Origin of the sequence: Alistipes ihumii AP11 (genome assembly GCF_025144665.1) — a bacterium.
GTDB classification, from domain to species: domain Bacteria; phylum Bacteroidota; class Bacteroidia; order Bacteroidales; family Rikenellaceae; genus Alistipes_A; species Alistipes_A ihumii.
In genome coordinates, this window is sequence record NZ_CP102294.1 from 1,049,179 (window position 1) to 1,069,874 (window position 20,696).

The window sequence follows — 20,696 nt, forward strand, 5'->3', positions numbered from 1 at the left end:
CCTCAATAACAGTATGAAAACGTATGTAATTACACTTTCAAAGCGGTTCCCAACCGGACATAATCGGGCTGGCGAGCCAACACATTTTTGGGAAAAATTCATTAAAGGCCGAGATAACTACTCGTGCATTTACCGAGATTTTTGGGAAACTACGATTCCAAAAATCCACACGATACGTGCGAACTACCCACTTTGGAAGAAACGTATCGCCGAGGTTGAACGGGGTGAGGCTTGCCTATCAATCCGGCAATGGACGGGTAAACCTTATCGCAGCAAACAGGTTGAAATTGCCCGGCTGACAAAGGAGGACGGCGTGGGAATCCAACGGCTGGAATTTGTGAACGGCAAACTCGGGCTGCCTCGTATCGGAATTGTGTATCAGCGAAAAAACGAAATTGCTCTGAACGACGGTTTATCGTTCGAGGATTGGGAGAATTGGTTCAAAAACTACGACCTCGCACAGCCTATGGCAATCATCCACTTCACCAAATTCCGCTACTGATATGAACACACAAAAAATGATTGAATGGATAGGCACTCACAATGTCGGCATTTCATCGAGAACAATGTGGTGCGGATTGATGGGTGTTGGTTCCGGTTCGGCTGGAAGATTCGACATACCTCACGATGCCGACGACTTCTCACGCTGCTATGACCTCGTAACATTTGCAGAGGTTTCACCGGCTTATGACCTGCCCCGCATTTGTGAAATTTTTCCTTGGTACAAGCCCATTATAGACAGTTGGGAAACGCTCGTTGAGTTGTATGAAAAGCAGGATTACAAGGGCGTATATCATTTGCTGTCGAGCAAGCATGCCGAGGTTATGCGCTTACAAGGATACGAGAAAAAACAGAGCGGAATTTGGATAAAAAAACAATAGACTATGGCAACGACAAAAGAACATATAATTCAGTACTGCAAAGACCACAATTTCAAACTCCGAGAGGAAGATTTCGACGGCTCTATTCATCAGTACAGCAAATATCTATCGAAAACCATACTCCTGTTTATCGGCGTATCTGACACCATGTTGAATGTCGGAATAATAGTTCTCGATACGCAGCAACAAGTTTACAAAAAAGATACGACACTTCCCCTCACGCTCATTGAGCCGAGCTATTGGCGGCTCCATTTGAGTACAATGGTTCACGACGTTGTGGCGGCTGTTTTCGACGAAATGACCGGACTCGGTTTTAACCCTAAAAAATGACGCCCATGAAACTGCTCTATATCGACTTATTCTGCGGGGCGGGCGGAACCTCTACTGGCGTTGAGAACGCTCGGTACGAAGGCCGGCAATGTGCAAAGGTCATCGGATGCGTAAACCATGACGCCAACGCCATAGCCTCACACGCCGCCAACCACCCCGACGCTATGCACTTCACGGAGGATATTCGGACGCTGGAACTCTCCCCGTTGATAGCCCATATTGCCAAAATGCGGAAACTCTATCCCGACGCATTCGTTGTATTATGGGCGAGCCTCGAATGTACGAATTTCAGCAAGGCCAAAGGTGGGCAGCCCCGTGATGCCGACAGCCGGACGCTGGCCGAACACCTGTTCCGCTATATCGAGGCTATCAATCCCGACTACATTCAGATTGAGAACGTCGAGGAGTTTATGAGCTGGGGCGACCTCGACGAAAACGGCAAACCGATAAGCAAGGACGCAGGGCGATTGTACCAACAATGGGTGGCGAACGTCTGCGGGTATGGTTACCGGTTTGTTCATCGCATACTCAACTCTGCCGACTATGGGGCGTACACCTCCCGTCGCCGGTTCTTCGGCATCTTCGCAAAAGGGAGCCTCCCGATTGTGTTTCCCGAACCGACGCACAGCAAAGAGGGAGCGGCTGGGCTGTTCGGCCGATTACACCGCTGGAAACCCGTGCGGGAGGTGTTGGACTTTTCGGACGAGGGAGAAAGCATCTTCGGACGCAAAAAACCGCTCGTCGATGCGACGCTGGAACGGATATATGCGGGACTGATAAAGTTCGTTGCGGGCGGCAAGGAGGCATTCATGGTAAAATGGAACAGCATGAGCCGAGCAGGTAAATACCATGCTCCGGGCATTGACGAGCCGTGTCCGACTGTTGCAACGCAAAGTCGGCTCGGCGTGGCACAGGTGAGTTTCCTTTCCAAGTATTATGGCGGTAGTCCGGAGGGCAAGAGTGTATCGGTAGAGGAACCGGCAGGAGCAATAACCACAAGAGACCACCACTCGTTCATCACGGCCTACTATGGCAACGGGCACAACCACAGCATCGACGAACCCGCTCCGACACTGACGACGAAAGACCGGCTCGCATTTGTTGATATGCAGTACGGGAACGGGACACCCTGCGACATCGAAACACCCGCTCCGACCGTTACCACCAACCCCAAACACCAACTCGTTACCTGCAAACCGTGGATAATGAACACGAGTTTCAAAAACACAGGGAGCAGCATCGACGAACCGGCACAGACAGTAACGGCAAACCGGAAATGGCACTACCTGATGAACCCGCAATTCCAATCCGCAGGAGGTTCAGTCGATAGCCCATGTTTTACGCTCATCGCTCGTATGGATAAAATGCCTCCGTACCTCATTCAGACAGAACAGGGCGAAATGGCTATCGTTATCGAACCGGACGACAGCCCCGCAATGGTAAAAATCAAACAATTTATGGCATTGTACGGCATTATCGACATCAAAATGCGAATGCTCCGCATACCGGAATTGAAACGGATTATGGGTTTCCCCTCCGACTATGTTCTCGTCGGGACACAGGCCGACCAAAAGAAATTCATCGGTAACGCCGTGGAAGTCAATATGGCACGGGTTCTCTGCGAGGCTCTTTGCGCTCGACTGATTGAGGAGGACATCAAGCCGATTCGGGCGGCTGCATAGCCAAAACGAAACGCAAATAAAAAAAACGCACTATAAATCATCGAATTATGAAAGTGAAAGAAATCATCAAGTATCTGCACAACTACCAAAAGTGGCGGCGAGGGGCTGACCTCCCGATGCCCAACCCCAAAGAATTGGGGATAGCTATTGACGGGGCTATTCGTGAACTGCGAAACTTCCAACGGCTGAAAATCAAACTCGACAAGAAAAGCCCCAAATGAAATGCCACTACATATACACCGAAAACGGCGAAAAGGTGCTTATCCCATACTGTTGGCCGGTAGTTCTTTCGGGGGATATGTCGCAATGCACCTGCCGCACTGAAAAGACCTTTGCGGCTTTCGAGCGGGAACGGTACAATGAAACCGTCAAGGCTCTGCGGGCGGAAATAAAGGATTTGGAACACGAAAACGCCTATCTCAATAGGATAATCAAAAAACTCACAAAACAAAAACGTAAAAAATGAAAACAATGACGAAAGAGCAGCTTGCGGAGCTGCTGAACGGTAATGAGTACCGTGATGAAATGACAAAGGAACAGGAACAGGCTGCCAAGCAAAACAATCTGCTGGTGCTGTTCGGTGCATCGGATGACCTGCTCGAAATGCGAGGGGCTATCCGTGATGAAGTCGGAGCCTATGACGGCGGAGAGTATGCGCTGGCATTGGACGGCGAACTGTATGCCGACGGCGAGGAAGAAAACACCTACCACAAGGCCATAGGCAACGAGGTTCTTCCCATTTCGGACGAGTGCGACAACGACGACAATCCCCGCCTCATTCGAGCCGAGTGGTGTCCCGACGACCAACCGGCTTTGAGTTGGCGTATATCCTCCAATATTCCCTACGCCTCGTTCACAATCAAGGAGGACGGAGAACCTTACTGCGAGGGTATAATTATCGACATCGACGACATAATCCCCAACAACAAATAATACAACAATTATGGGAAACTTTGGAATTAAAATCGACCTCCTGAAACTGAAAAACAGTTTCGTAACCAACCTCAAAGGCAAGGCTGCCACGAAACGCTGCTTGGTTATCCCTATCGACGACAGCGGAGTTTACCTCGGCGAGAAAGGGGTGTATCTGAACCTCACAGCCGTTGAAATGCGGGAACAGCGTTACGGCGATACGCACGTCCTCAAACAAAGCCTCGCAAAAGAGGTGTACCAAGCCATGAGCGAAGAGGAACGCATGGCACAGCCCATATTCGGGGCGTTGAAACCTATCGAAAGCCAACAGCGGCAAATGGAAGTAACGCAGACTACCAACGCAGCAGAGGCAGTCGAAGACCCTGACGACCTCCCGTTCTGACATTCGGCGAACAAAAGCACGGCACAATTCGGGGAGCAATCCCCGTTTTGTCGTCTTGCCCGAATTCAGCCCCAAATTCAAACGATATGACAACAGATAAGCAAACACCCGACAAGCCAAAAAGAAAAGCACAGAAGCCGCAGAAACAGCCAAAAATGGATATGTTCACGGCTATATGCAAAAGCGACCTAAAAATAGAGGTCGTCAAAGAATACCTATTCCACCCCACCCGCAAATGGAGGTTCGACTATGCCATACCCGACCATAAAATAGCCCTCGAAGTCGAGGGTGGTGTGTGGACAGGTGGACGTCATACCCGCCCGCAAGGGTTTCTCAGCGACATCGAAAAGTACAATGCCGGAACATTGCTCGGCTGGCGGATATTCAGAGTAACGCCCGACGACTTATGCAGGTTGAAGACGCTGGAATTGATAAAACAGGCTATTTCCGTCTGAAAACTCATTTTTTTGCCCAAAAAGTGATTATAATACAATCATATTGGCTAATTTTGTCGAAACTAACAAATTCAAAGGATGATAAAATTTTCAGAATTCGTATCGCTCGGCCACCCTGATAAGATTGCGGACTATATTTCGCAATATCTCCTCGACCGGTACATCGAACACGACCCGCAAACCCGTTATGCGGTTGAAGTGCAAATCAAGGGCTACCAGGTAACGCTCGGCGGCGAGGTATCAAGTAAGCACCATTTTTCAGCACAGGAGATACGGGATTTTGTCCGTGCATCTGTAAACGAAATCGGGTACACACGAGAATATCAGCAGAAATGGGGTGCTGACAATACCATTTGTGGCGACCTGCTCGACGTGGCTATCTATATCTGCCAACAGAGCAACGACATTGCACAAGGGTTGTCCGGCTGGGGCGACCAAGGCATTTTCTTCGGTTATTGTGAGTACCGTCCCGATACCTGCGGAATGCCTCTCGACCATACCCTCGCCAAAAGATTATGCAAAGACCTGTTCGAGAGTGGCATCGGAGGCCTCGACATCAAAACGCAGGTCATTACCCGCAATGATAAGGTCGAAAAGGTCATCGTTGCAATCCCGCTGCTCGATGACACGAGCAAAAAGACCGTGAAACACTTTGTGCGCTCACGTATCAAAGGCCGGTATCAGCTCATCATCAACGGCACAGGCCGATACGTCAAACACTCGTCTATCGCAGACTGCGGTACAACCGGTCGCAAATTGGCGGTGGATTTCTATGGAGGCAACAGTAAACTCGGCGGCGGTTCCCCTTGGACGAAAGATGCAAGCAAGGCTGACCTCACGCTGAACCTCGCCGCCCGCCGCCTCGCTATCAACTACTCGATGAAATACAAAACGGACGTAACGACCGCCCTCGCCTGCTGCATCGGCAAACAGGCGGTGGATTTCATCGTTCAAGACACGGCGGAAAACACGTTGGCCGAGGGGACAATGGACATCAATCCACAGGAGATATGCAAGGAGTTCAAGTTGAACACCCCGATTTATGCGTCTATGTGCCGCTGGGGGCTGTTCGGCGAATATCAACAAGACAAAGTATGGGAATAGGACTATGAAAACGGAACTCGTAAAACTCTCTCAAATACGGGTGAACGGGGCAAACCCTCGTATCATCAAAGACGACAAGTTTGCCAAGTTGGTAAACTCGATTCTCGATTTTCCGAAGATGCTGGAACTTCGCCCGATTGTGGTGGACGATACACTCGTTTGCTTGGGCGGAAATATGCGTTACCGGGCATTGACTTTCATAGCCGAGATGCCTATTGACGACCTGAAATCTCGACTGTGCGATATTCGAGGTTTTCAGAAAAAAACCGAAGCCGAGAAAGAGGCTTTGGTTGAACATTGGGAACGTTGGCAGGATAACCCGACCGCTCCCATTATCCGTGCTGCCGACTTATCGGATGAAGAACAAAAGGAGTTTATCATCAAGGACAACGTGGGCTATGGCGAATGGGACTACGATATGCTGGCGAATGATTGGGAGGCAGAAGACCTCGAAGATTGGGGGCTGGACGTATGGCAGTCCGACAACAACGACGGCGGCGACAGTGCAGGCGAAAGCAGCAAACCAGCCAACGGCTCTTTGGCCGACCGCTTCGTTATCCCTCCGTTCTCAATTCTCGACACCCGCAAAGGCTATTGGCAAGCCCGAAAAAAGGTTTGGAGGGAACTTATCGGGGACATGGGCGAAAGCCGCAACGACACGTTAATAACAAGCCCCGAAATCAAGTACAAGGACATCTACCAAAAGACACGGGAGCATCGAGAATCGCTCGGCCTGTCGTTCAAAGAATACCTCGACAAATATGTGCCGGAGGAGGTCAAAGAGCGGGAGGCGGCCAAAGTGCTGTCGGCGGGCGTATCATTGCTCGACCCTGTTATGGCTGAACTCATTTGCCGTTGGTTCGGGTTGGAAAAATGCAAGACGTTCGACTGTTTCGCTGGCGATAGCGTATTCGGATATGTATCGGCCTATCTCGGCAATGAATTTACCGGCATCGAACTCCGGCCGGAACAGGCTCAACTCAACAATGAACGGGTGGAGGGTATGGCCGCCCGCTACATCTGCGATGACGGGCAAAACGTCGGGCAACACATTGAGCCGAACAGTATGGATTTGCTGTTTAGCTGTCCGCCGTACTATGACCTCGAAAAATATTCCGACCTCGAAAACGATGCGTCCAATCAGGGAACATACGAGGAGTTCCTTACGATTCTGACGAACGCTTTCAAATCCGCCCTCGGCTGTCTGAAAGAAAACCGGTTTGCGGTTATTGTTGTCGGAGACGTTCGGGATAAGAAAACTGGCTTCTACTACAATTTCATCGACGATATGAAACGCATCTTCAAAGAAAACGGAGCCGCCCTGTATAACGAACTCATCCTCATTGAGACGGGAGCCAGCACAGCCCTCCGTGCCGCCCGTTATATGGAGAGCCGCAAGGTTGCCAAGATGCACCAAAATATCCTCGTATTCTACAAAGGCAACACAAAGGAAATCAAGAACAACTACAAAAAAATTGAATATGCAAGCGAAGATTTGGAACTTTTCAGAGTGGATAGCGGAGACGAACCCGCAGAAGATTAGGGAACATTTCGATGCGCTGTTACGCAAAGCGGGGTTCAATATCCTCCGCTTTACGGCGCATAATTTCAAACCGCAGGGATATACTGCCCTGTGGCTGCTCTCGGAAAGCCATTTTGCCGTACACACGTTCCCTGAGTATGGCAAGACGTATATCGAGTTGTCGAGTTGCAACCTCGAATATTACCAGCGTTTTTTGGAAATGACAAAGGAGTTGTAAAATGAGCGAGGCACAACAGAGAAAGCGTCGGCAGTTGAAACTATCCCGCCTCGAAATCGTGGCGCAACTCTACAAACGGGGTTACAGCATACGGAAAATCCAGTCCGAGGTAATGAAACGTCTCGGGCTGGAAACCTATTCGACGGCCACCGTGAACAGGGACATCCAAACCCTCCTCAAAGAGTGGCGGGAAAGCCGCTTGGAGAACATGGATTTGGCCTTACAACTCGAATTGGAGCGTATCGACGAAACGTGCAGGGAGTTGTGGGAACAATGGGAAAAGTCGAAAACTGACTACACCAAGACCGCCCGCAAACAGAAAGGTTCGCCGACACGGGACAGCCAAACGGGGGCGACATCTATCCGCACCTATCAAACCGAGCGGACGGAAACCGAGGTAACACGCCTCGGCGACCCGTCGTACATTGCGGAAATCAGACAGCAGCTTGCAGAACGCCGGAAGTTGCTCGGCCTGTACGCCCCTGAAAAGAAAGATATTTCGGGCGATATGAGTTTTGCGGCGTTCCTGATAGAGAGTGGCATCGTGGACGACAATGAGCAGAAATAATGACATATTGCGGCGGCGGGGCATCGACCTGATGCGTTCGTGGAGAGAGGATTGGAACCGATTTGTCCGGGACGGTCTCGGCGTTACCCTTGACAGGGAGCAGCAGGAGATTTTATCCAGTGTCCAATTCAATCCCCGCACGTCTGTTGCCTCCGGCACGGCTCGTGGTAAAGATTTCGTCGCTGCCTGCGCCGCCATATCGTTTCTGTACCTGACACCACGTTGGAACACCCAACGCCAACTCATAGAGAACACGAAAGTCGCCCTCACCGCACCGACCGATAGGCAGGTAAAGAACATTATGATGCCGGAAATTTCACGGCTCTACAACAGGGCGAAATCACGAGGCATCGTGCTGCCCGGCAGATTGAACGCCTATGACATTCGCACGGACAGCGATGAATGGTTCTTGACAGGATTCAAGGCCGACGAGAACAACCACGAGGCGTGGTCGGGCTTTCACGCTGTAAATACGATGTTCGTCATCACGGAGGCGTCCGGTATCAGCGACAACACATTTGAAGCGATTGAGGGAAACCTACAAGGCAACAGCCGTGTCTTGCTGGTATTCAACCCCAACACTCCTATCGGATATGCTGCCCGCAGCCAACGAGGGGAACGCTGGACGAAATTCCGGCTGAACAGCCTGACCGCTCCGAACGTCATTGAACATAAAATCATCATCCCCGGACAGGTCGATTACGAATGGGTTGTCGATAAACTCGAACAATGGTGTACCCGTATCGACAAATCGGAGGTGCAGGAAGAACTCGACGACTTCTGCTTCGAGGGAAAATGGTATCGCCCCGAAGACCTGTTCCGCAAAAAGGTTCTCGGCAAATTTCCGAAAGTGGCCGATGATGTGCTTATCCCGATGCAATGGATTGAAGCAGCGCAGGAACGCTGGCGGAAATACAAGGGGGAACGCACGGGAACAAATTGGCTCGGTGTCGATGTGGCTGGAATGGGACGGGACGCAACGGTCTATTGCAACCGCATCGAGAATTGGGTTGCGCCGTTCAAAAAGCACAATTCGGGCGGCACGGCAGACCACATGCGGGTTGCGGGCGACATCATCAATCACCGCCGCCAACACCCTACATCGTTCGTTAGCATCGACACAATCGGCGAGGGTGCGGGTGTCTATGCACGGGCACACGAGATTGACGACAGCCCGTATATCATCAGCTGCAAATACAGCGAGGGAGCAAAAGCCCGTGATAAAGAACTAACCGACATTACGGGGCAATACAAGTTCCTCAATATGCGGGCATACCTGTTTTGGTGCATACGAGATTGGCTCAATCCGAAAAATAACACGGGAGCCATGTTACCTCCGGACGAAGAATTTTCAGAGGAGGCAACCGAAATTCGGTGGTCATTTCGCTCCGACGGCAAAATAGTCATCGAACCAAAAGAGGACATCAAAAAGCGGCTCGGACGCTCTACCGACAAATTCGATGCGCTGGCCAACACGTTCTATCCGATTGTCATCAAGCGTCCGGTGGACAAAAAACGTATCGCACAGGCTGTGTACTAATTTTTTTGCAAACAAAATGATTATAATACAAACATTTATGGCAACAATTCAAGAAATCATCGACAAGAACAGACCGGTAACAGAGATTATTTCCGACCTGAAAGAAAAGGCCGTTTACGTGCAGCCGTGGACAGGACGCTGGGGATTGATACACGAATACGACCCCAAGCGACATCCTGTGATGAACAAAGCCAAATACCCCGACATTGTGAACGAGGACGGCTCTATCGACTACGTTACCCGTATCACATACGACCTGCAACGATTGGCTGTAAAACGTATGACGGAACTATGCTTCGGCATACCTGTCAAGCGCATCTATAAACCCAATAACGACGGGGAGCAGAAAGTCGCCAAAATGTTGGAGGCAATCTACGAGCGGAACCGCATCGACAGCGTGAACATCGAACGGAGTAATATGCTGTTCGCCGGTTGCGAGGTTATGACGCTGTGGTACGCTGTCGAGCAACGGCACGACCTTTACGGATTCAATTGCCCGCTGAAACTGCGATGCAAAAACTATTCGCCGATGCATGGGGACGAACTGTACCCGTTGTTCGATGAGTACGGCGATATGATTGCTCTATCGGTGGGCTATACCCGAAAGAAACTCGGCAAAACCGTTTCGTACTTCGACACCTATACCGACAGCAAGCACCTGAAATGGTCGAACGAGAACAACGGCTGGCAGCTCATCGAGGACGAGGATATTACCCTCGGCAAAATCCCCGGGGTGTATATGTTCCGCCCGACCCCCATTTGGGAGGACACCTCGAAAATCGTGTTCGAGATTGAATGGGCGTTGAGCCGCAACGGTAATTACCTCCGCAAGAACAGTAAACCGGTATTCTGCGTGTTTGCGGACGAAGAAATACAATTCGGCGAGGAACAACCCGAAAACAAGGAGTTCAAAAGCATCCTCCAATATCCGAAAGGTTCTTCTGCGGGGTATGTCACATGGGAGCAGGCGGTTGAAAATCTGAAATTCTTTGTTACCGAACTCCGGCAATCGTTCTTCACGCAGTTGCAACTGCCGGATTGGAGTTACGAGAGTATGAAATCCAACCCTATGTCGGGCGAAAGCCGCAAGCAGCTATTCATCGACGCCCAACTCAAAGTCAAGGACGAGAGCGGGCGACTGATTGAATTCCTCGACCGTGAAATGAACGTCGTCAAAGCGTTCCTCAAAACGATGTTGCCCGAAAAGCAATGGAAAGACGTGGACAGCCTGCAAGTGGAAATGGAGATAACGCCGTTCACGATTACAGACGATAAGGACACCATTGCGAACCTCACGACGGCCAACGGCGGCAAACCTATCATTTCACAGCGGCAAAGCGTCGAAATGCTCGGCTGGAGCAATGACGTTGATAAAACGATGCAAGAACTCGGCGAAGAAAAAACCGTCGATGCGTTCCATTTAACCGAATAGCCCCATGACGAAAGTACGCATATCACAAATGACATTCGGGGAAAGCGAATTTGTCAGAGGCAACAAGGTTTGGAGGGCTGAATCGCTATACCTGTTCGCACAGGCCAAAGGCTACGAAGTCCGAGACCTCCCGCTGTGGGCGGTAGATTTAACCGACCATCCGTTCCCTGCGGATAACCTCTCGCAGTTCATCTTCCAATGTAAGCGGGTGCAGGACTGCTCGCTGAACTATCCTATTATCCTCGACGATTGCGGGCAGATTGCCGACGGCTATCACCGCCTATGTAAAGCGATTTTGGAGGGACGTGAAACCATAAAAGCGATACGGTTGGAGGAAATGCCCGCTCCCGACCGCATAGAGGAGGAATAACAATGGCCGCAGCGAGGAAAAAGCAACAGCGGGAACGACCGAAATACTCGTGTCGGGACTGCATCCATAGTTACGATTGGCACGAAAAGAATTGGCGGGGCGAACTGTTTATGTGCCGCTGCCCGCACTACAAAGAGGGGAAGTTCTCGAAATTCTTGGACGACCCGCAATGCAACGTATTTGAATTGAGAAACAATGGCACGGTTGGACAAATGGGAGAGTAAGCACCTGAAAGACGTGGAGCGTTATGCACGGCAGATTGAAGCTATTTATCAGTCTGCCGTGCGTGAGGCTGCCGCTATCGGGGCGACAATACCCAATTTCAACCCCAACAAGCCCTTTTCGTTCGCCAACTACCCAAGCACAAAGGCTCGCATCGAAAAGTTGCTACAAACGCTAAAAACGGGCATATCGACGGTTATTCTGAACGGCATCGAGGCCGAATGGACGTTGGCGAACAACAAAAACAACGAACTGTGCAACGTCGTATTCGGGGAATACGCCACGAAATTATCACCGGAACAGGCTCGCAAGTATTACAACACCAACGACAAAGCCTGCAAAGCGTTCACGGAACGCAAAATCGGTGGACTGAAATTGTCTGACAGGGTATGGCGGTACACGGAGCAATTCAAAACGGAGATAGAAATGGGCATCGACCTCGGCCTGCGGGACGGGCTTTCAGCCGATGAAATGAGCCGGACACTTCGACAATACCTCCAACACCCCGATAAACTGTTCCGCCGTGTACGAGACCAGCACGGGCAACTGCACCTGTCGCAACGGGCGGCGGTGTATCATCCCGGCCAAGGAGTTTATCGCTCGTCGTACAAGAACGCCCACCGTTTGGCTGCCACAGAAACGAACATCGCTTACCGTACATCGGATTACACACGTTGGCAGCAACTCGATTTTGTGGTAGGCATCGAAATCAGGTTATCGAATAACCACACCCTCAATGGACGAGCGTTTACCGACATTTGCGATGAGTTGGCCGGACGCTACCCCAAGAATTTCAAGTTCACGGGCTGGCATCCGTATTGTCGTTGCCACGCAGTAGTAATACTAAAAACATTGGAGGAAATCAAAGCCGACAACGAGCGGATAATGCTCGGACAACCGCTGAACGGGGAAAGCGCAAACAAGGTGTCCGACGTACCGCCTAATTTCAAGGAGTGGAGAATCAGGAATCACGACAGGATTCAAAAGGCAACCAAGAATGGGACGCTGCCTTATTTCCTGAAAGACAACAGACAATACGCAGCATAGCACAAAACAAGGGCGGACAAATCGACCGCCCTCATTTTTTCAGATTCTACCTCACGCCAAGTTCACATCAAGGCGAAGCATAATTCCCAAAGCCTCGGCGATACGGATAAACGAGGAGAGTTGCAAATCGGTCTCGCCTTTCTCGATACGATTGATGTAGGTGCGTTCCCGCCCGACACGCTCGGCAAGTTCCTTTTGCGTCATACCAAGTTCTTTGCGCCGCTCCCGCAACATTTCGCCATAATACCAGGCACGAGCCTTTGCGTCGAACTCTGCCCGTTCCGGAGTGCCGACCTCGCCAACCTCTTTGGCAAGTACCGTTTCGGCCTTTACGAACCCCGGCTTCTTGCTGAAATCCGTCTGCCGGAGTTTCTGCAATTCTTCTGCTGTTAATCGGTTGTTTGTCGTACTCATAGCAATTTTCTTAGAATATTGATAGCCTTTGTAATTTCCTTATCGTAATCCTTTGTGCTTTTCTTCACAAAGCCGTTCAATAGGATAACGCTCGATGCAAGATTGATATTTTCATTGTCCGCCGAAAACAGGATAACCCGAACCTCGTTATCGACCGAAACTCGCAGCTCGTAAAAATCGGTGTTCGTCAGTTTCTTCACGAACTTGGTCGGTATCGGCTGTACGGTTTCCAAAATCGCTACCGCATAGCGTAGTTTTTCACGAGTGCGAGGGTTCGAACTCTGTTCAAACTCAATGTATTCCGGCGAAAATATCAAATTTCGTTTCATTCTTATCGTTATTTCTACACTGCAAAAGTAACTAATTAGTTACACTTATACAAATCTTTCACAAGAAATGTGCCTATTTTCTCCGCTTTTTTCGCAGTACGGGTTCTTTCGTGATACGACACCGCCGACCATTGTATGGTTTATCGGGAGTGATTTTCAGATTCCACAGGCGAGACACCTTGCAGCCCACCTGTTCGGGCGTGAACTTCTCGTATATTGCTGACAAGGAGGTAAAGTAAAACTCCCAACTGTCGTCGTTTTCAAGGGGAGGCTCATTGAATGCCACACGATAGATAAACTCCAACTCACTCATTGCTGCCCTCCTTTCGATACCAGCGTCAGTTGGTTGAGCCGGTCGGGGAACCAATATGCGTCGCTGTCTAAAAAGACAATGCCACAATCCTCGTCTTTGGGGTAACGGTGCGGGCATAGAAAACTATCCGGCTTACAGAATCCCAATATTTCATGGGGACCAAATGTTACCCCATAATCGTTGGTAAACAGAACCATATCCCCGACGGTTAAATCGTCGTTTGTGTCTATCACGTCCGAAAGGCGGTCGTAAATCATCATGCCGTGTTTTGCTTCCAATTCGGCTCTCCAACGCTGAAATTCAGCTTTATGACTTCGTTTCATAACTAATGTGCTATATGATAAATCCTCGGTTCTTTCGACACGTTGTAAATCCAACTTCCACAACGTACCAGCAAGGCATCCTTGCCATAGAACATTCGTTTCATTCCTGCGATGCTGCCGGTTATGTGGAAACAGGGGAACCGGTCGATTTTCAGACGGTCTCCGTCCGCTTTGTATAGTGTTTTCGTTCTCATGTCATCTGTTCTATTTCGTGAATAGGCCGCCATTGGTATAGGCTCGGTTTGCGTTCCAAATCGCCTCGCCATTCAGCGGCATTATCATAGTCGATGAGTTCGATGCACCCGTCCCGCTTGTCTTTGACAAGACGTGGCAGTTCCCGAAAAATCTCATCAAGGGCTTCATCAGTAGCAAATCCCGATTTGTCTGACTGAATCTTATGCCAACGGAGCAGTTCGTTCAGTTCACTCATAGCACCTGCAACAAATCCACGTCTTTCCAGCATAGATAAATATCCCATCCTGACCGGAAGCATTTCGTCAGGGTCAAAAGGGTCAATTACGGCTTCTTTCGCTCGTTCTAAAATCGTCTTCATTTTTTAACTGTTTTATCAGTTTATCAAGCCCTCGTCCGTCCTGTATCGTTTTGCCGGTTGCCCACCCGCTGTACGGGAAGAACGTAACGGTCTTGCCCTTGTGAGTGAACTGTATTTTCTTGTTATCCCGCAGCGTGATTGTGTAGCCAAGCTGCTCAATTCGCCTGACTGCATGGGCTATGCGCTCCGGTTCCAGCCGCTCCTGTCGCTCAATGTTCAACCTTGCCATGTCCTACGATTTTTTCGGGGTGTACGGGAAAATCCCAATTAACCATTTCATCAGGCAACGATGAATGAATGTCGCCTCCGAGAACCAGCCCGCAATGTTTCTCGGCATATTCTTCTGCCTGCGCTTTGCTGGCGGCTTGGATTTTGAACTCGCCCCTGAACACGTACCGAACAGGGACGGTATAAATTCTCTTTTTGTCGCTCATAATTTCAGGTTTTATTGCCTGACAATCGCAGGCGGTTTGACAAATACCCGTAAGGGTATTATTATATACTTTCCTATACTATACTCTCCTTTACTCTACTATGGGGTATTGAAACGCCGAAACTCCGCCGTAATTCATCAATTAGTGTATTATGGCAGGGTTTCGGCGTGCCATAACTACTCGAAATCGGGATATGTCATTTCGATAGGCATATCCGGTTCTCCCTCGAACTCGTTATTACAGGCGGAAGCGAAAGAGGGCGTATCACTTCCCAGCGTGGTATCTTTCCACAACAACCCGTTGGGGTCTTGGTAAACCGGCCTGTCCCAGCCGTCGATGCCGATAAATTTCAAATCTGTCCTTTTCATCTTGTATTGAGTTTAAGCCCGCAAACCCGCTTTTCGGGCGGATTCACGGGCGGTTGATGTTTATGCGGTTACTTTTACCCGATTGAGCAAAGCCCCCGAAATCTCGTGTAACTCTCGGCTGCGGCGGGGTTCAAGTTCCCGTGCGTGTGCCGTGATAGCCTGCGTCAGCTTCCAAAGGGTTGCTCCGCCCTGTACTCCGTCGTCGGGGTCATTACGCATGAGGATTTTTTCAACACTCTCGCCCTCCGATTTCAGCAGCGAACCAGCCTTTACCAGCCGTTTCAGTTCTTGGTCGAAATCTACGTCGATTTCGGCCGCTCCTTGAATCTCGATGGCCTTTTGCATGATATTGTCCTTGCTGAACAATCCCCTCGTCAGGTCTCGAACTGCGGAAACCGTCGTGCGGGTGTCGAGTTCGTAGGTGCGGTTGGAGAGTTGCAGATTGTCAGGGAGGCGGGAGCCGAGGTGTACTTGTTTCATCACGCTCTCCCGAACCATACCATTGAGGCAAGCCCCGTTGAGCAAAAATGCCCGCATATCAACTGCCCCGTCGCCATAATCGGAAGTACTGAACCTCGCCCCTGCGAAAATCACCACCTCGCCGTTCTTTACTGTCGGAACCACGATAGGCTGCGGCAGTATCGTTTCCGCCCATACTTTCGTGTCGCTCATATAGGCATCGGCGATAACTGCTCCCTGCTGGCTCGCCTCCTGTACGAAAGCGGTCAGGATTTCAACGCTGTTCAACCGGCGGTAACTGTCGCTCAACACACCTCGAACCTGCTGGCCGACCGTGCGGATAAGAACCCGTGTGCGCTGCGTCCAGCCGCTATGCTCGTTCAGAACCGTTGCGGCGAGTTGTCGTTGCCATTCGTCGCCAGAGGCGAGCTGCCGTAGATAGCGAGAGGGGATGCCCATTTTGTCGGCCAACTGTCCGATAGCGTTGCCGTGGAGAGTGTATTGCCCGCTCTGCATATTCATCAGGACGTGCCCGTTTTCGCTGAACGTGATTATCGGGGAGTGATCGTTGCGGCGCAGTTCTACTCCGATAGGGGCGATATAATCCTGTGCGATTTTCCCCTCGTTTACCAAGCGTTCCATTGTGGCCTGTACGCCGACGGCCTTGTTTTCAATCATGCGCTGAACCTTGTTGATTACAACTTCGTTCAATCCTTGCTGCGTTGTCATTGCTGTTTCCATAATCCTGTTATTTAGATATTTGTAACTACTCTTGTGTTTCCCGCAAATTCTCAGTGATGCTTTCCATGTCATTTGCGGCATCATTGAGCGTATCGACTATTTCACTCATGCGCTCTCCTCGTTCTGCATATTGGAGAGATTCAGGCAGATTATCGTAACACTCTTGTTCCTCATCTGCAATAGCTTGAATTTCGACTTGGATCTCTTCAAGCTGCTCGCATATTTTGGCGAGACGTTTTCTTCTTTCGCTGTTCATTTCGGTATGTTTTAATTGATTGTTAAATCCGTAAGATATGCGAGGGCTTCATTGTAGAGTTCCTCGGCGGGCAGGTTGTCCGAGCTTGGCTCGAACCCTGCCATATATGCCGCTTCAATTATCTGTGCCATAATTATAGCTTTAATAGTTTGCTACTCGCTGTTTGGTATTGGCTACAAAGGTTTTATTGGAGCCGGCAAGTTTGATTTCACCGAGATTCTCCCAATCTCCATTTGCCCATGTTTTGGTGATGCAAGAACCTTTGTACTTGTTGATATTAGCTTTGATTAAATCCTTTGCAGGCTTCAACGAGTAGAAAGTGAATGTATCGTTCCATTCTTCGCATTCAACATCATACTCCCATTTTTTGAGTTCTTTATTGAACTTATCGCCGATGTACTTGTGGCAAACCGGTTCGCTGAAATAAACTGTGTACTGTTTCATATCTCTGCTATTTTGGGGTTGTTCAAATATGATTGTTTTATAATCATATTGCAAAGTAAGTGAAGTATATTTGCTATAACAAATTTTTCACGGAGAATTTTTAACTGAAAAGGTTATTTATATTTCCCTATTTGTTATGGGATTAATACTCACAACCAATCATTTGAAATAAAATTTATGATTGTTTTATAATCACTATTCGATTTTTGAGTATATTTGTCGCAAGCAAACTAATCAGTTAATTTTTGAACAGTATGAGAAAAGAGATTTTGGATGCGCTGAAAGCCAAATTTACGGGGGTCAGCGACGCAATCTTGGGCAGGATAGCCGACAAGTTGGCGAAGACTGCGACAACAGCGGAACAGGTTGCAACCGCAGTAGAGGGGGTAACGTTCCAGCAGGTTCTCGAAAGCTATGGCGACAGCCGAGCGACGGAAGCCCAGCAGACCGCAGTATCGAATTACGAGAAGAAACACGGTCTGAAAGACGGCAAGCAGGTCAAAGGGGGCGCATCTGCTGAACACAACGACGAACCCGACAATCAACACGGTAACGGAGACAACGATACTCCTGCGTGGGCAAAGGCAATTATCGACGGGCAGAAAAGTCTTTCCGACCGCCTTGCCGCAATCGAGGGCGACAAAGTTACCGCCAGCCGGAAACAGAAATTCGATGCAATCATTGGCAAGCTACCGGAAGACCTCCGTAAGCCTTATGCCCGCACGGACATCAAAAGCATTTCGGACGAGGAGTTCGACACCCTTTTGTCCGAAGTCGGTACGGAGGTAGAGGAACTCGCCAAGACTGCAAATGCGAGAGGTGCTGTTTTCGGCAGACCGGCCACAGGCGGCGCAACAAAAACCACAACGAACGGCGTCAAAGAGGCGACGGACGAGGAGGCGCAGCGTGTCGTGGACGGGATGAACATAGGTTAAACCACTAAAATTCAAAGACAATGCCTACCGCAGATTTGAAAAGAGCCTCTATTGAGGTAAATGACGGGCTGGATGCCATCGTCATTGTGAATGACTTGGGCGATGTTCCCGGCGGACGTACCCTTGACGTATCGGGGCTGGCAACTGATGTCGAGGTCATCAGGTCGGGGCATATCCTGATTCAGAACGACACGACGAAAGCTGTAAAGCCTCTCGGAGTAACCTCCGAGGCGTATGATACGCTGCCCGAAGGACATTCGTACCTCGGTGTGCTGAAAGCCTCCGTGCTGAAGAAAGACCCGAGGGCAGCAATCCTGACTATCGGTCAGGTCAATGCCGCAGCAAGTCCGTACCCCGTAACGGCGGCAATCAAAACGGGATTGCCCCGCATCGAGTTCCTTAACGCCTAAAACAGAAAGGAGAATAAATTATGAATCCGTCATTATTCATCGAGTACATCGACAAGTACTTCCGTCTCGTAATCGGGAAGATTACCGAGAAAATCAACGGCAAGAAAACGGAGGAGCAGCTACTGCACAAAACGATGCTCACGGAGGAATACTCCGCAGACCTCACTTGGGGTTCGACCGAGCTGAACACCTCCGTCGTTGCCGCTGATGTCGTGGCTATGGACAGCTCGCTGCCCCTGAAAAAGCGGGATAAAATCAGCAACGCAAGTGGCGTTATCCCGAAAATCGGTATCAAGTTCAGCAAGGGCGAGAAAGCCATCTCCGACATCAACGTAATGCGAGCAAGAGGAGCCGACGAAACAACCGTCGTGGGCAAAATCTTCGACGACGCTCCGAAAGCAATCAAGGGTGTGGATGTCCGTAAGGAAATTATGTTCCAAGAGGCTCTGTCCACCGGCGTAACTCTCGTCCCCGACGATGAAAACGTCGGTACGGGCATCCGGGCAGATTTCGGTTACAAGGCCGAAAACACATTCCACGTAACCAAAGCCAAATGGGGCGAGGCCGACGCAGTTCCGCAGGACGACGTGCAGCAGCTTTTCGACAAGGCACAGGAAGACGGGAACTCTATCACCCTCGTTATGCTGTCGAAAAAGTATTTCAACCTGTTCCGTAACTCAAAGCAGGGCAAGTTGCTCGCTGCGAACTACAACAAGCAGGTCATCACGGACGAATCCTTGCTGCCGGTTCCGTCAAGGGAAACCATGCTGGAAGCGTTGGCCGACGAATACGGCGCAACGTTCCGCATCGTCGATTCCTCGTTCAGAATCGAAAAGCCGGACGGCTCTTATACGTCCGTGAAGCCGTGGGCAGAGGCCAATATTGTAGGTTTGCCCGGCGAAAACGTAGGCCGCCTCGTGTACGGTACGCTGGCCGAGGAAACCAACCCCGTTGCCGGAGTAAACTATCAGAAATCGGGCTCACATATCCTCGTGGCGAAGTACTCGAAGACCGACCCGCTCAAAGAGTTCACGACCGCACAGGCTTTGGCCTTACCGGTTATCGACGGTGTGGATGGCATCTACATTCTGCATGCCAACTCCACCGGCAAACTGAGTGTCGAACCCACGTCGTTGTCATTCCCGAAATCGGCATCGACCAAGACGTTCACCGTGCATAGCGACAGCGACGTAACGGTGCAGTCCAGCCAAGAATGGGCGACAGCCACCGTCGAGGGCGATAAAGTATCGGTCAAAGTAACGGCCAACTCAACCGCAGAACGAACGGCCAAAATTACCGTAACTGACAAGGAGAACAACTCCGCCGAAGTGACGGTAACGCAGGCCACAGGAGAGTAATCATCATGGCAACAGTTCTCGAATCGCTGAAAGGCATCAACGCTTACCCTATTCCGTTGCGTACCCTCGTGGACGCAGCGGAATATCGTGGGCTTGATATGACGGTAGAAGTCTCGCAGGAGATTATGCAAACGGCGAAATATAAACTCGCCCAAGCCGACCTCCTGTTATGGCTTTCACTCGCTCCCGATGTCACGCAGGGCGGGCAGTCATACAGCTTCACGGACGAGCAGCGGATACAGTTCCGCAACAGGGCAAATCGGCTGTACGGGGAATGTCAGGAGGAGAGCAACAAACCGAAATCCATTTACGGGTACAAAGGTTCAAGACTATGATTATTGCAAACGGCACAATCGAAACGAAGATAAAGACAGGCGGAGGGATAGACCCTGATACAGACTATCCTATCGCCCCGTCTGTTTCTTGGGGCAACCCTATCGAGTGCCAATACCGAGCAAATAAATACAGCAACAAAGGCAAGGCAAACGGCGAAGCATTTACAATCGCCTCCTATGAAATCCTCATAGACGAACAGCCCTACAATGCTGAAATGCTGCGGTTGCGGGACATCAGCGGGAAAATCCTCGGAGAATTCTCCGTCATCGAAGTCGAGCCGTTACAGGGAGTATGTCAAATCCGGATTTTGGTCTGAT

32 protein-coding genes and 1 pseudogene are annotated in these 20,696 nt (G+C 50.2%); 22 read left to right on the forward strand and 11 right to left on the reverse strand.

The annotated features are described in order from the left end of the window. The first annotated feature begins 13 nt into the window (after positions 1-13). From NQ491_RS04150 to NQ491_RS04230, 17 genes are all read left to right on the forward strand, one after another. Entirely contained in the window at positions 14-502 is a 489-nt protein-coding gene (locus tag NQ491_RS04150) for a hypothetical protein (protein WP_019246328.1), read from the forward strand. 1 nt (position 503) lies between these two features. Continuing rightward, complete coding sequence (locus NQ491_RS04155; RefSeq protein WP_034283224.1) at positions 504-881, forward strand: hypothetical protein; 378 nt, start codon at positions 504-506, stop codon at positions 879-881. 3 nt (positions 882-884) lie between these two features. Next, complete coding sequence (locus tag NQ491_RS04160) at positions 885-1,211, forward strand: hypothetical protein (RefSeq protein WP_019246330.1); 327 nt, start codon at positions 885-887, stop codon at positions 1,209-1,211. Then, positions 1,208-2,893, forward strand: coding sequence for a DNA cytosine methyltransferase (locus NQ491_RS04165; RefSeq protein WP_019246331.1), 1,686 nt, complete (start codon positions 1,208-1,210; stop codon positions 2,891-2,893). The genes NQ491_RS04160 and NQ491_RS04165 overlap by 4 nt, the downstream gene beginning before the upstream one ends. A 47-nt stretch (positions 2,894-2,940) precedes the next feature. Beyond that, the gene (locus tag NQ491_RS04170) at positions 2,941-3,114 is read left to right on the forward strand and encodes a hypothetical protein (protein WP_019246332.1); all 174 of its coding nucleotides are present in this window, start codon (positions 2,941-2,943) and stop codon (positions 3,112-3,114) included. Then, on the forward strand, positions 3,111-3,359 hold the full coding sequence (locus tag NQ491_RS04175) for a hypothetical protein (protein ID WP_019246333.1): 249 nt from the start codon (positions 3,111-3,113) through the stop codon (positions 3,357-3,359). Before NQ491_RS04170 ends, NQ491_RS04175 begins: the two co-directional genes overlap by 4 nt. After that, on the forward strand, positions 3,356-3,826 hold the full coding sequence (locus NQ491_RS04180) for a hypothetical protein (RefSeq protein ID WP_019246334.1): 471 nt from the start codon (positions 3,356-3,358) through the stop codon (positions 3,824-3,826). The genes NQ491_RS04175 and NQ491_RS04180 overlap by 4 nt, the downstream gene beginning before the upstream one ends. Positions 3,827-3,836: 10 nt before the next feature. After that, positions 3,837-4,208: a hypothetical protein gene (locus tag NQ491_RS04185; protein ID WP_019246335.1), complete on the forward strand. Its 372-nt coding sequence runs from the start codon at positions 3,837-3,839 to the stop codon at positions 4,206-4,208. Positions 4,209-4,294: 86 nt separating this feature from the next. Continuing rightward, complete coding sequence (locus NQ491_RS04190) at positions 4,295-4,663, forward strand: hypothetical protein (protein ID WP_019246336.1); 369 nt, start codon at positions 4,295-4,297, stop codon at positions 4,661-4,663. Positions 4,664-4,741: 78 nt separating this feature from the next. Further along, entirely contained in the window at positions 4,742-5,767 is a 1,026-nt protein-coding gene (locus NQ491_RS04195) for a methionine adenosyltransferase domain-containing protein (RefSeq protein ID WP_019246337.1), read from the forward strand. Between the two features lie 4 nt (positions 5,768-5,771). Beyond that, entirely contained in the window at positions 5,772-7,310 is a 1,539-nt protein-coding gene (locus NQ491_RS04200; RefSeq protein ID WP_019246338.1) for a DNA methyltransferase, read from the forward strand. Next, positions 7,249-7,527, forward strand: a complete 279-nt coding sequence (locus NQ491_RS04205) for an S-adenosylmethionine decarboxylase family protein (RefSeq protein ID WP_026089712.1) — start codon at positions 7,249-7,251, stop codon at positions 7,525-7,527. Before NQ491_RS04200 ends, NQ491_RS04205 begins: the two co-directional genes overlap by 62 nt. Before the next feature lies 1 nt (position 7,528). Then, on the forward strand, positions 7,529-8,095 hold the full coding sequence (locus NQ491_RS04210) for a hypothetical protein (protein ID WP_019246339.1): 567 nt from the start codon (positions 7,529-7,531) through the stop codon (positions 8,093-8,095). Next, positions 8,082-9,635: a hypothetical protein gene (locus NQ491_RS04215; protein ID WP_147524788.1), complete on the forward strand. Its 1,554-nt coding sequence runs from the start codon at positions 8,082-8,084 to the stop codon at positions 9,633-9,635. Before NQ491_RS04210 ends, NQ491_RS04215 begins: the two co-directional genes overlap by 14 nt. 37 nt (positions 9,636-9,672) lie before the next feature. Continuing rightward, on the forward strand, positions 9,673-11,067 hold the full coding sequence (locus tag NQ491_RS04220) for a phage portal protein (protein WP_019246341.1): 1,395 nt from the start codon (positions 9,673-9,675) through the stop codon (positions 11,065-11,067). 4 nt (positions 11,068-11,071) lie between these two features. Beyond that, complete coding sequence (locus NQ491_RS04225) at positions 11,072-11,437, forward strand: hypothetical protein (protein WP_147524789.1); 366 nt, start codon at positions 11,072-11,074, stop codon at positions 11,435-11,437. A 195-nt stretch (positions 11,438-11,632) separates the two neighbouring features. Continuing rightward, positions 11,633-12,706: a hypothetical protein gene (locus NQ491_RS04230; RefSeq protein ID WP_019246343.1), complete on the forward strand. Its 1,074-nt coding sequence runs from the start codon at positions 11,633-11,635 to the stop codon at positions 12,704-12,706. 51 nt (positions 12,707-12,757) lie between these two features. Here NQ491_RS04230 and NQ491_RS04235 read toward each other — a convergent pair whose 3' ends face one another. The 11 genes and pseudogenes from NQ491_RS04235 to NQ491_RS04285 form a co-directional block, all read right to left on the reverse strand. Then, positions 12,758-13,120, reverse strand: a complete 363-nt coding sequence (locus NQ491_RS04235; RefSeq protein ID WP_051012998.1) for a helix-turn-helix domain-containing protein — start codon at positions 13,118-13,120, stop codon at positions 12,758-12,760. After that, complete coding sequence (locus tag NQ491_RS04240; protein WP_019246345.1) at positions 13,117-13,449, reverse strand: type II toxin-antitoxin system RelE/ParE family toxin; 333 nt, start codon at positions 13,447-13,449, stop codon at positions 13,117-13,119. Before NQ491_RS04240 ends, NQ491_RS04235 begins: the two co-directional genes overlap by 4 nt. Positions 13,450-13,758: 309 nt before the next feature. After that, positions 13,759-14,079: pseudogene (locus tag NQ491_RS04245) on the reverse strand (hypothetical protein); the annotation flags it as partial. A gap of 8 nt (positions 14,080-14,087) precedes the next feature. After that, the gene (locus tag NQ491_RS04250; protein WP_034283227.1) at positions 14,088-14,279 is read right to left on the reverse strand and encodes a hypothetical protein; all 192 of its coding nucleotides are present in this window, start codon (positions 14,277-14,279) and stop codon (positions 14,088-14,090) included. Next, on the reverse strand, positions 14,276-14,638 hold the full coding sequence (locus tag NQ491_RS04255) for a hypothetical protein (protein ID WP_147524790.1): 363 nt from the start codon (positions 14,636-14,638) through the stop codon (positions 14,276-14,278). The genes NQ491_RS04250 and NQ491_RS04255 overlap by 4 nt, the downstream gene beginning before the upstream one ends. Next, positions 14,598-14,867: a hypothetical protein gene (locus tag NQ491_RS04260; protein WP_019246349.1), complete on the reverse strand. Its 270-nt coding sequence runs from the start codon at positions 14,865-14,867 to the stop codon at positions 14,598-14,600. The genes NQ491_RS04255 and NQ491_RS04260 overlap by 41 nt, the downstream gene beginning before the upstream one ends. Next, positions 14,848-15,072 carry a hypothetical protein gene (locus NQ491_RS04265; protein WP_019246350.1) on the reverse strand — a complete coding sequence of 75 codons (225 nt, stop codon included), beginning with the start codon at positions 15,070-15,072 and terminating at the stop codon, positions 14,848-14,850. Before NQ491_RS04265 ends, NQ491_RS04260 begins: the two co-directional genes overlap by 20 nt. A gap of 176 nt (positions 15,073-15,248) precedes the next feature. Further along, positions 15,249-15,440, reverse strand: coding sequence for a hypothetical protein (locus tag NQ491_RS04270; RefSeq protein WP_019246351.1), 192 nt, complete (start codon positions 15,438-15,440; stop codon positions 15,249-15,251). Positions 15,441-15,500: 60 nt separating this feature from the next. After that, positions 15,501-16,640, reverse strand: coding sequence for a hypothetical protein (locus tag NQ491_RS04275; protein ID WP_026089715.1), 1,140 nt, complete (start codon positions 16,638-16,640; stop codon positions 15,501-15,503). 25 nt (positions 16,641-16,665) lie between these two features. Continuing rightward, complete coding sequence (locus NQ491_RS04280) at positions 16,666-16,896, reverse strand: hypothetical protein (RefSeq protein ID WP_019246353.1); 231 nt, start codon at positions 16,894-16,896, stop codon at positions 16,666-16,668. Between the two features lie 141 nt (positions 16,897-17,037). Further along, on the reverse strand, positions 17,038-17,340 hold the full coding sequence (locus NQ491_RS04285) for a hypothetical protein (RefSeq protein ID WP_019246355.1): 303 nt from the start codon (positions 17,338-17,340) through the stop codon (positions 17,038-17,040). Between the two features lie 254 nt (positions 17,341-17,594). Here NQ491_RS04285 and NQ491_RS04290 point away from each other — a divergent pair, with 254 nt between their 5' ends. The 5 genes from NQ491_RS04290 to NQ491_RS04310 are packed head-to-tail and all read left to right on the forward strand — an operon-like array spanning position 17,595 to position 20,695. Next, a complete protein-coding gene (locus tag NQ491_RS04290) occupies positions 17,595-18,275 on the forward strand; it encodes a hypothetical protein (RefSeq protein ID WP_019246356.1) in 681 nt (226 codons plus the stop codon). A 20-nt stretch (positions 18,276-18,295) separates the two neighbouring features. Further along, complete coding sequence (locus NQ491_RS04295) at positions 18,296-18,685, forward strand: hypothetical protein (RefSeq protein WP_026089716.1); 390 nt, start codon at positions 18,296-18,298, stop codon at positions 18,683-18,685. A 20-nt stretch (positions 18,686-18,705) separates the two neighbouring features. Continuing rightward, positions 18,706-20,043 carry a major capsid protein gene (locus NQ491_RS04300; RefSeq protein ID WP_019246358.1) on the forward strand — a complete coding sequence of 446 codons (1,338 nt, stop codon included), beginning with the start codon at positions 18,706-18,708 and terminating at the stop codon, positions 20,041-20,043. Between the two features lie 5 nt (positions 20,044-20,048). Further along, complete coding sequence (locus NQ491_RS04305) at positions 20,049-20,378, forward strand: hypothetical protein (RefSeq protein ID WP_019246359.1); 330 nt, start codon at positions 20,049-20,051, stop codon at positions 20,376-20,378. Then, positions 20,375-20,695: a hypothetical protein gene (locus NQ491_RS04310; RefSeq protein ID WP_019246360.1), complete on the forward strand. Its 321-nt coding sequence runs from the start codon at positions 20,375-20,377 to the stop codon at positions 20,693-20,695. The genes NQ491_RS04305 and NQ491_RS04310 overlap by 4 nt, the downstream gene beginning before the upstream one ends. The last annotated feature ends 1 nt before the right edge of the window (position 20,696 follow it).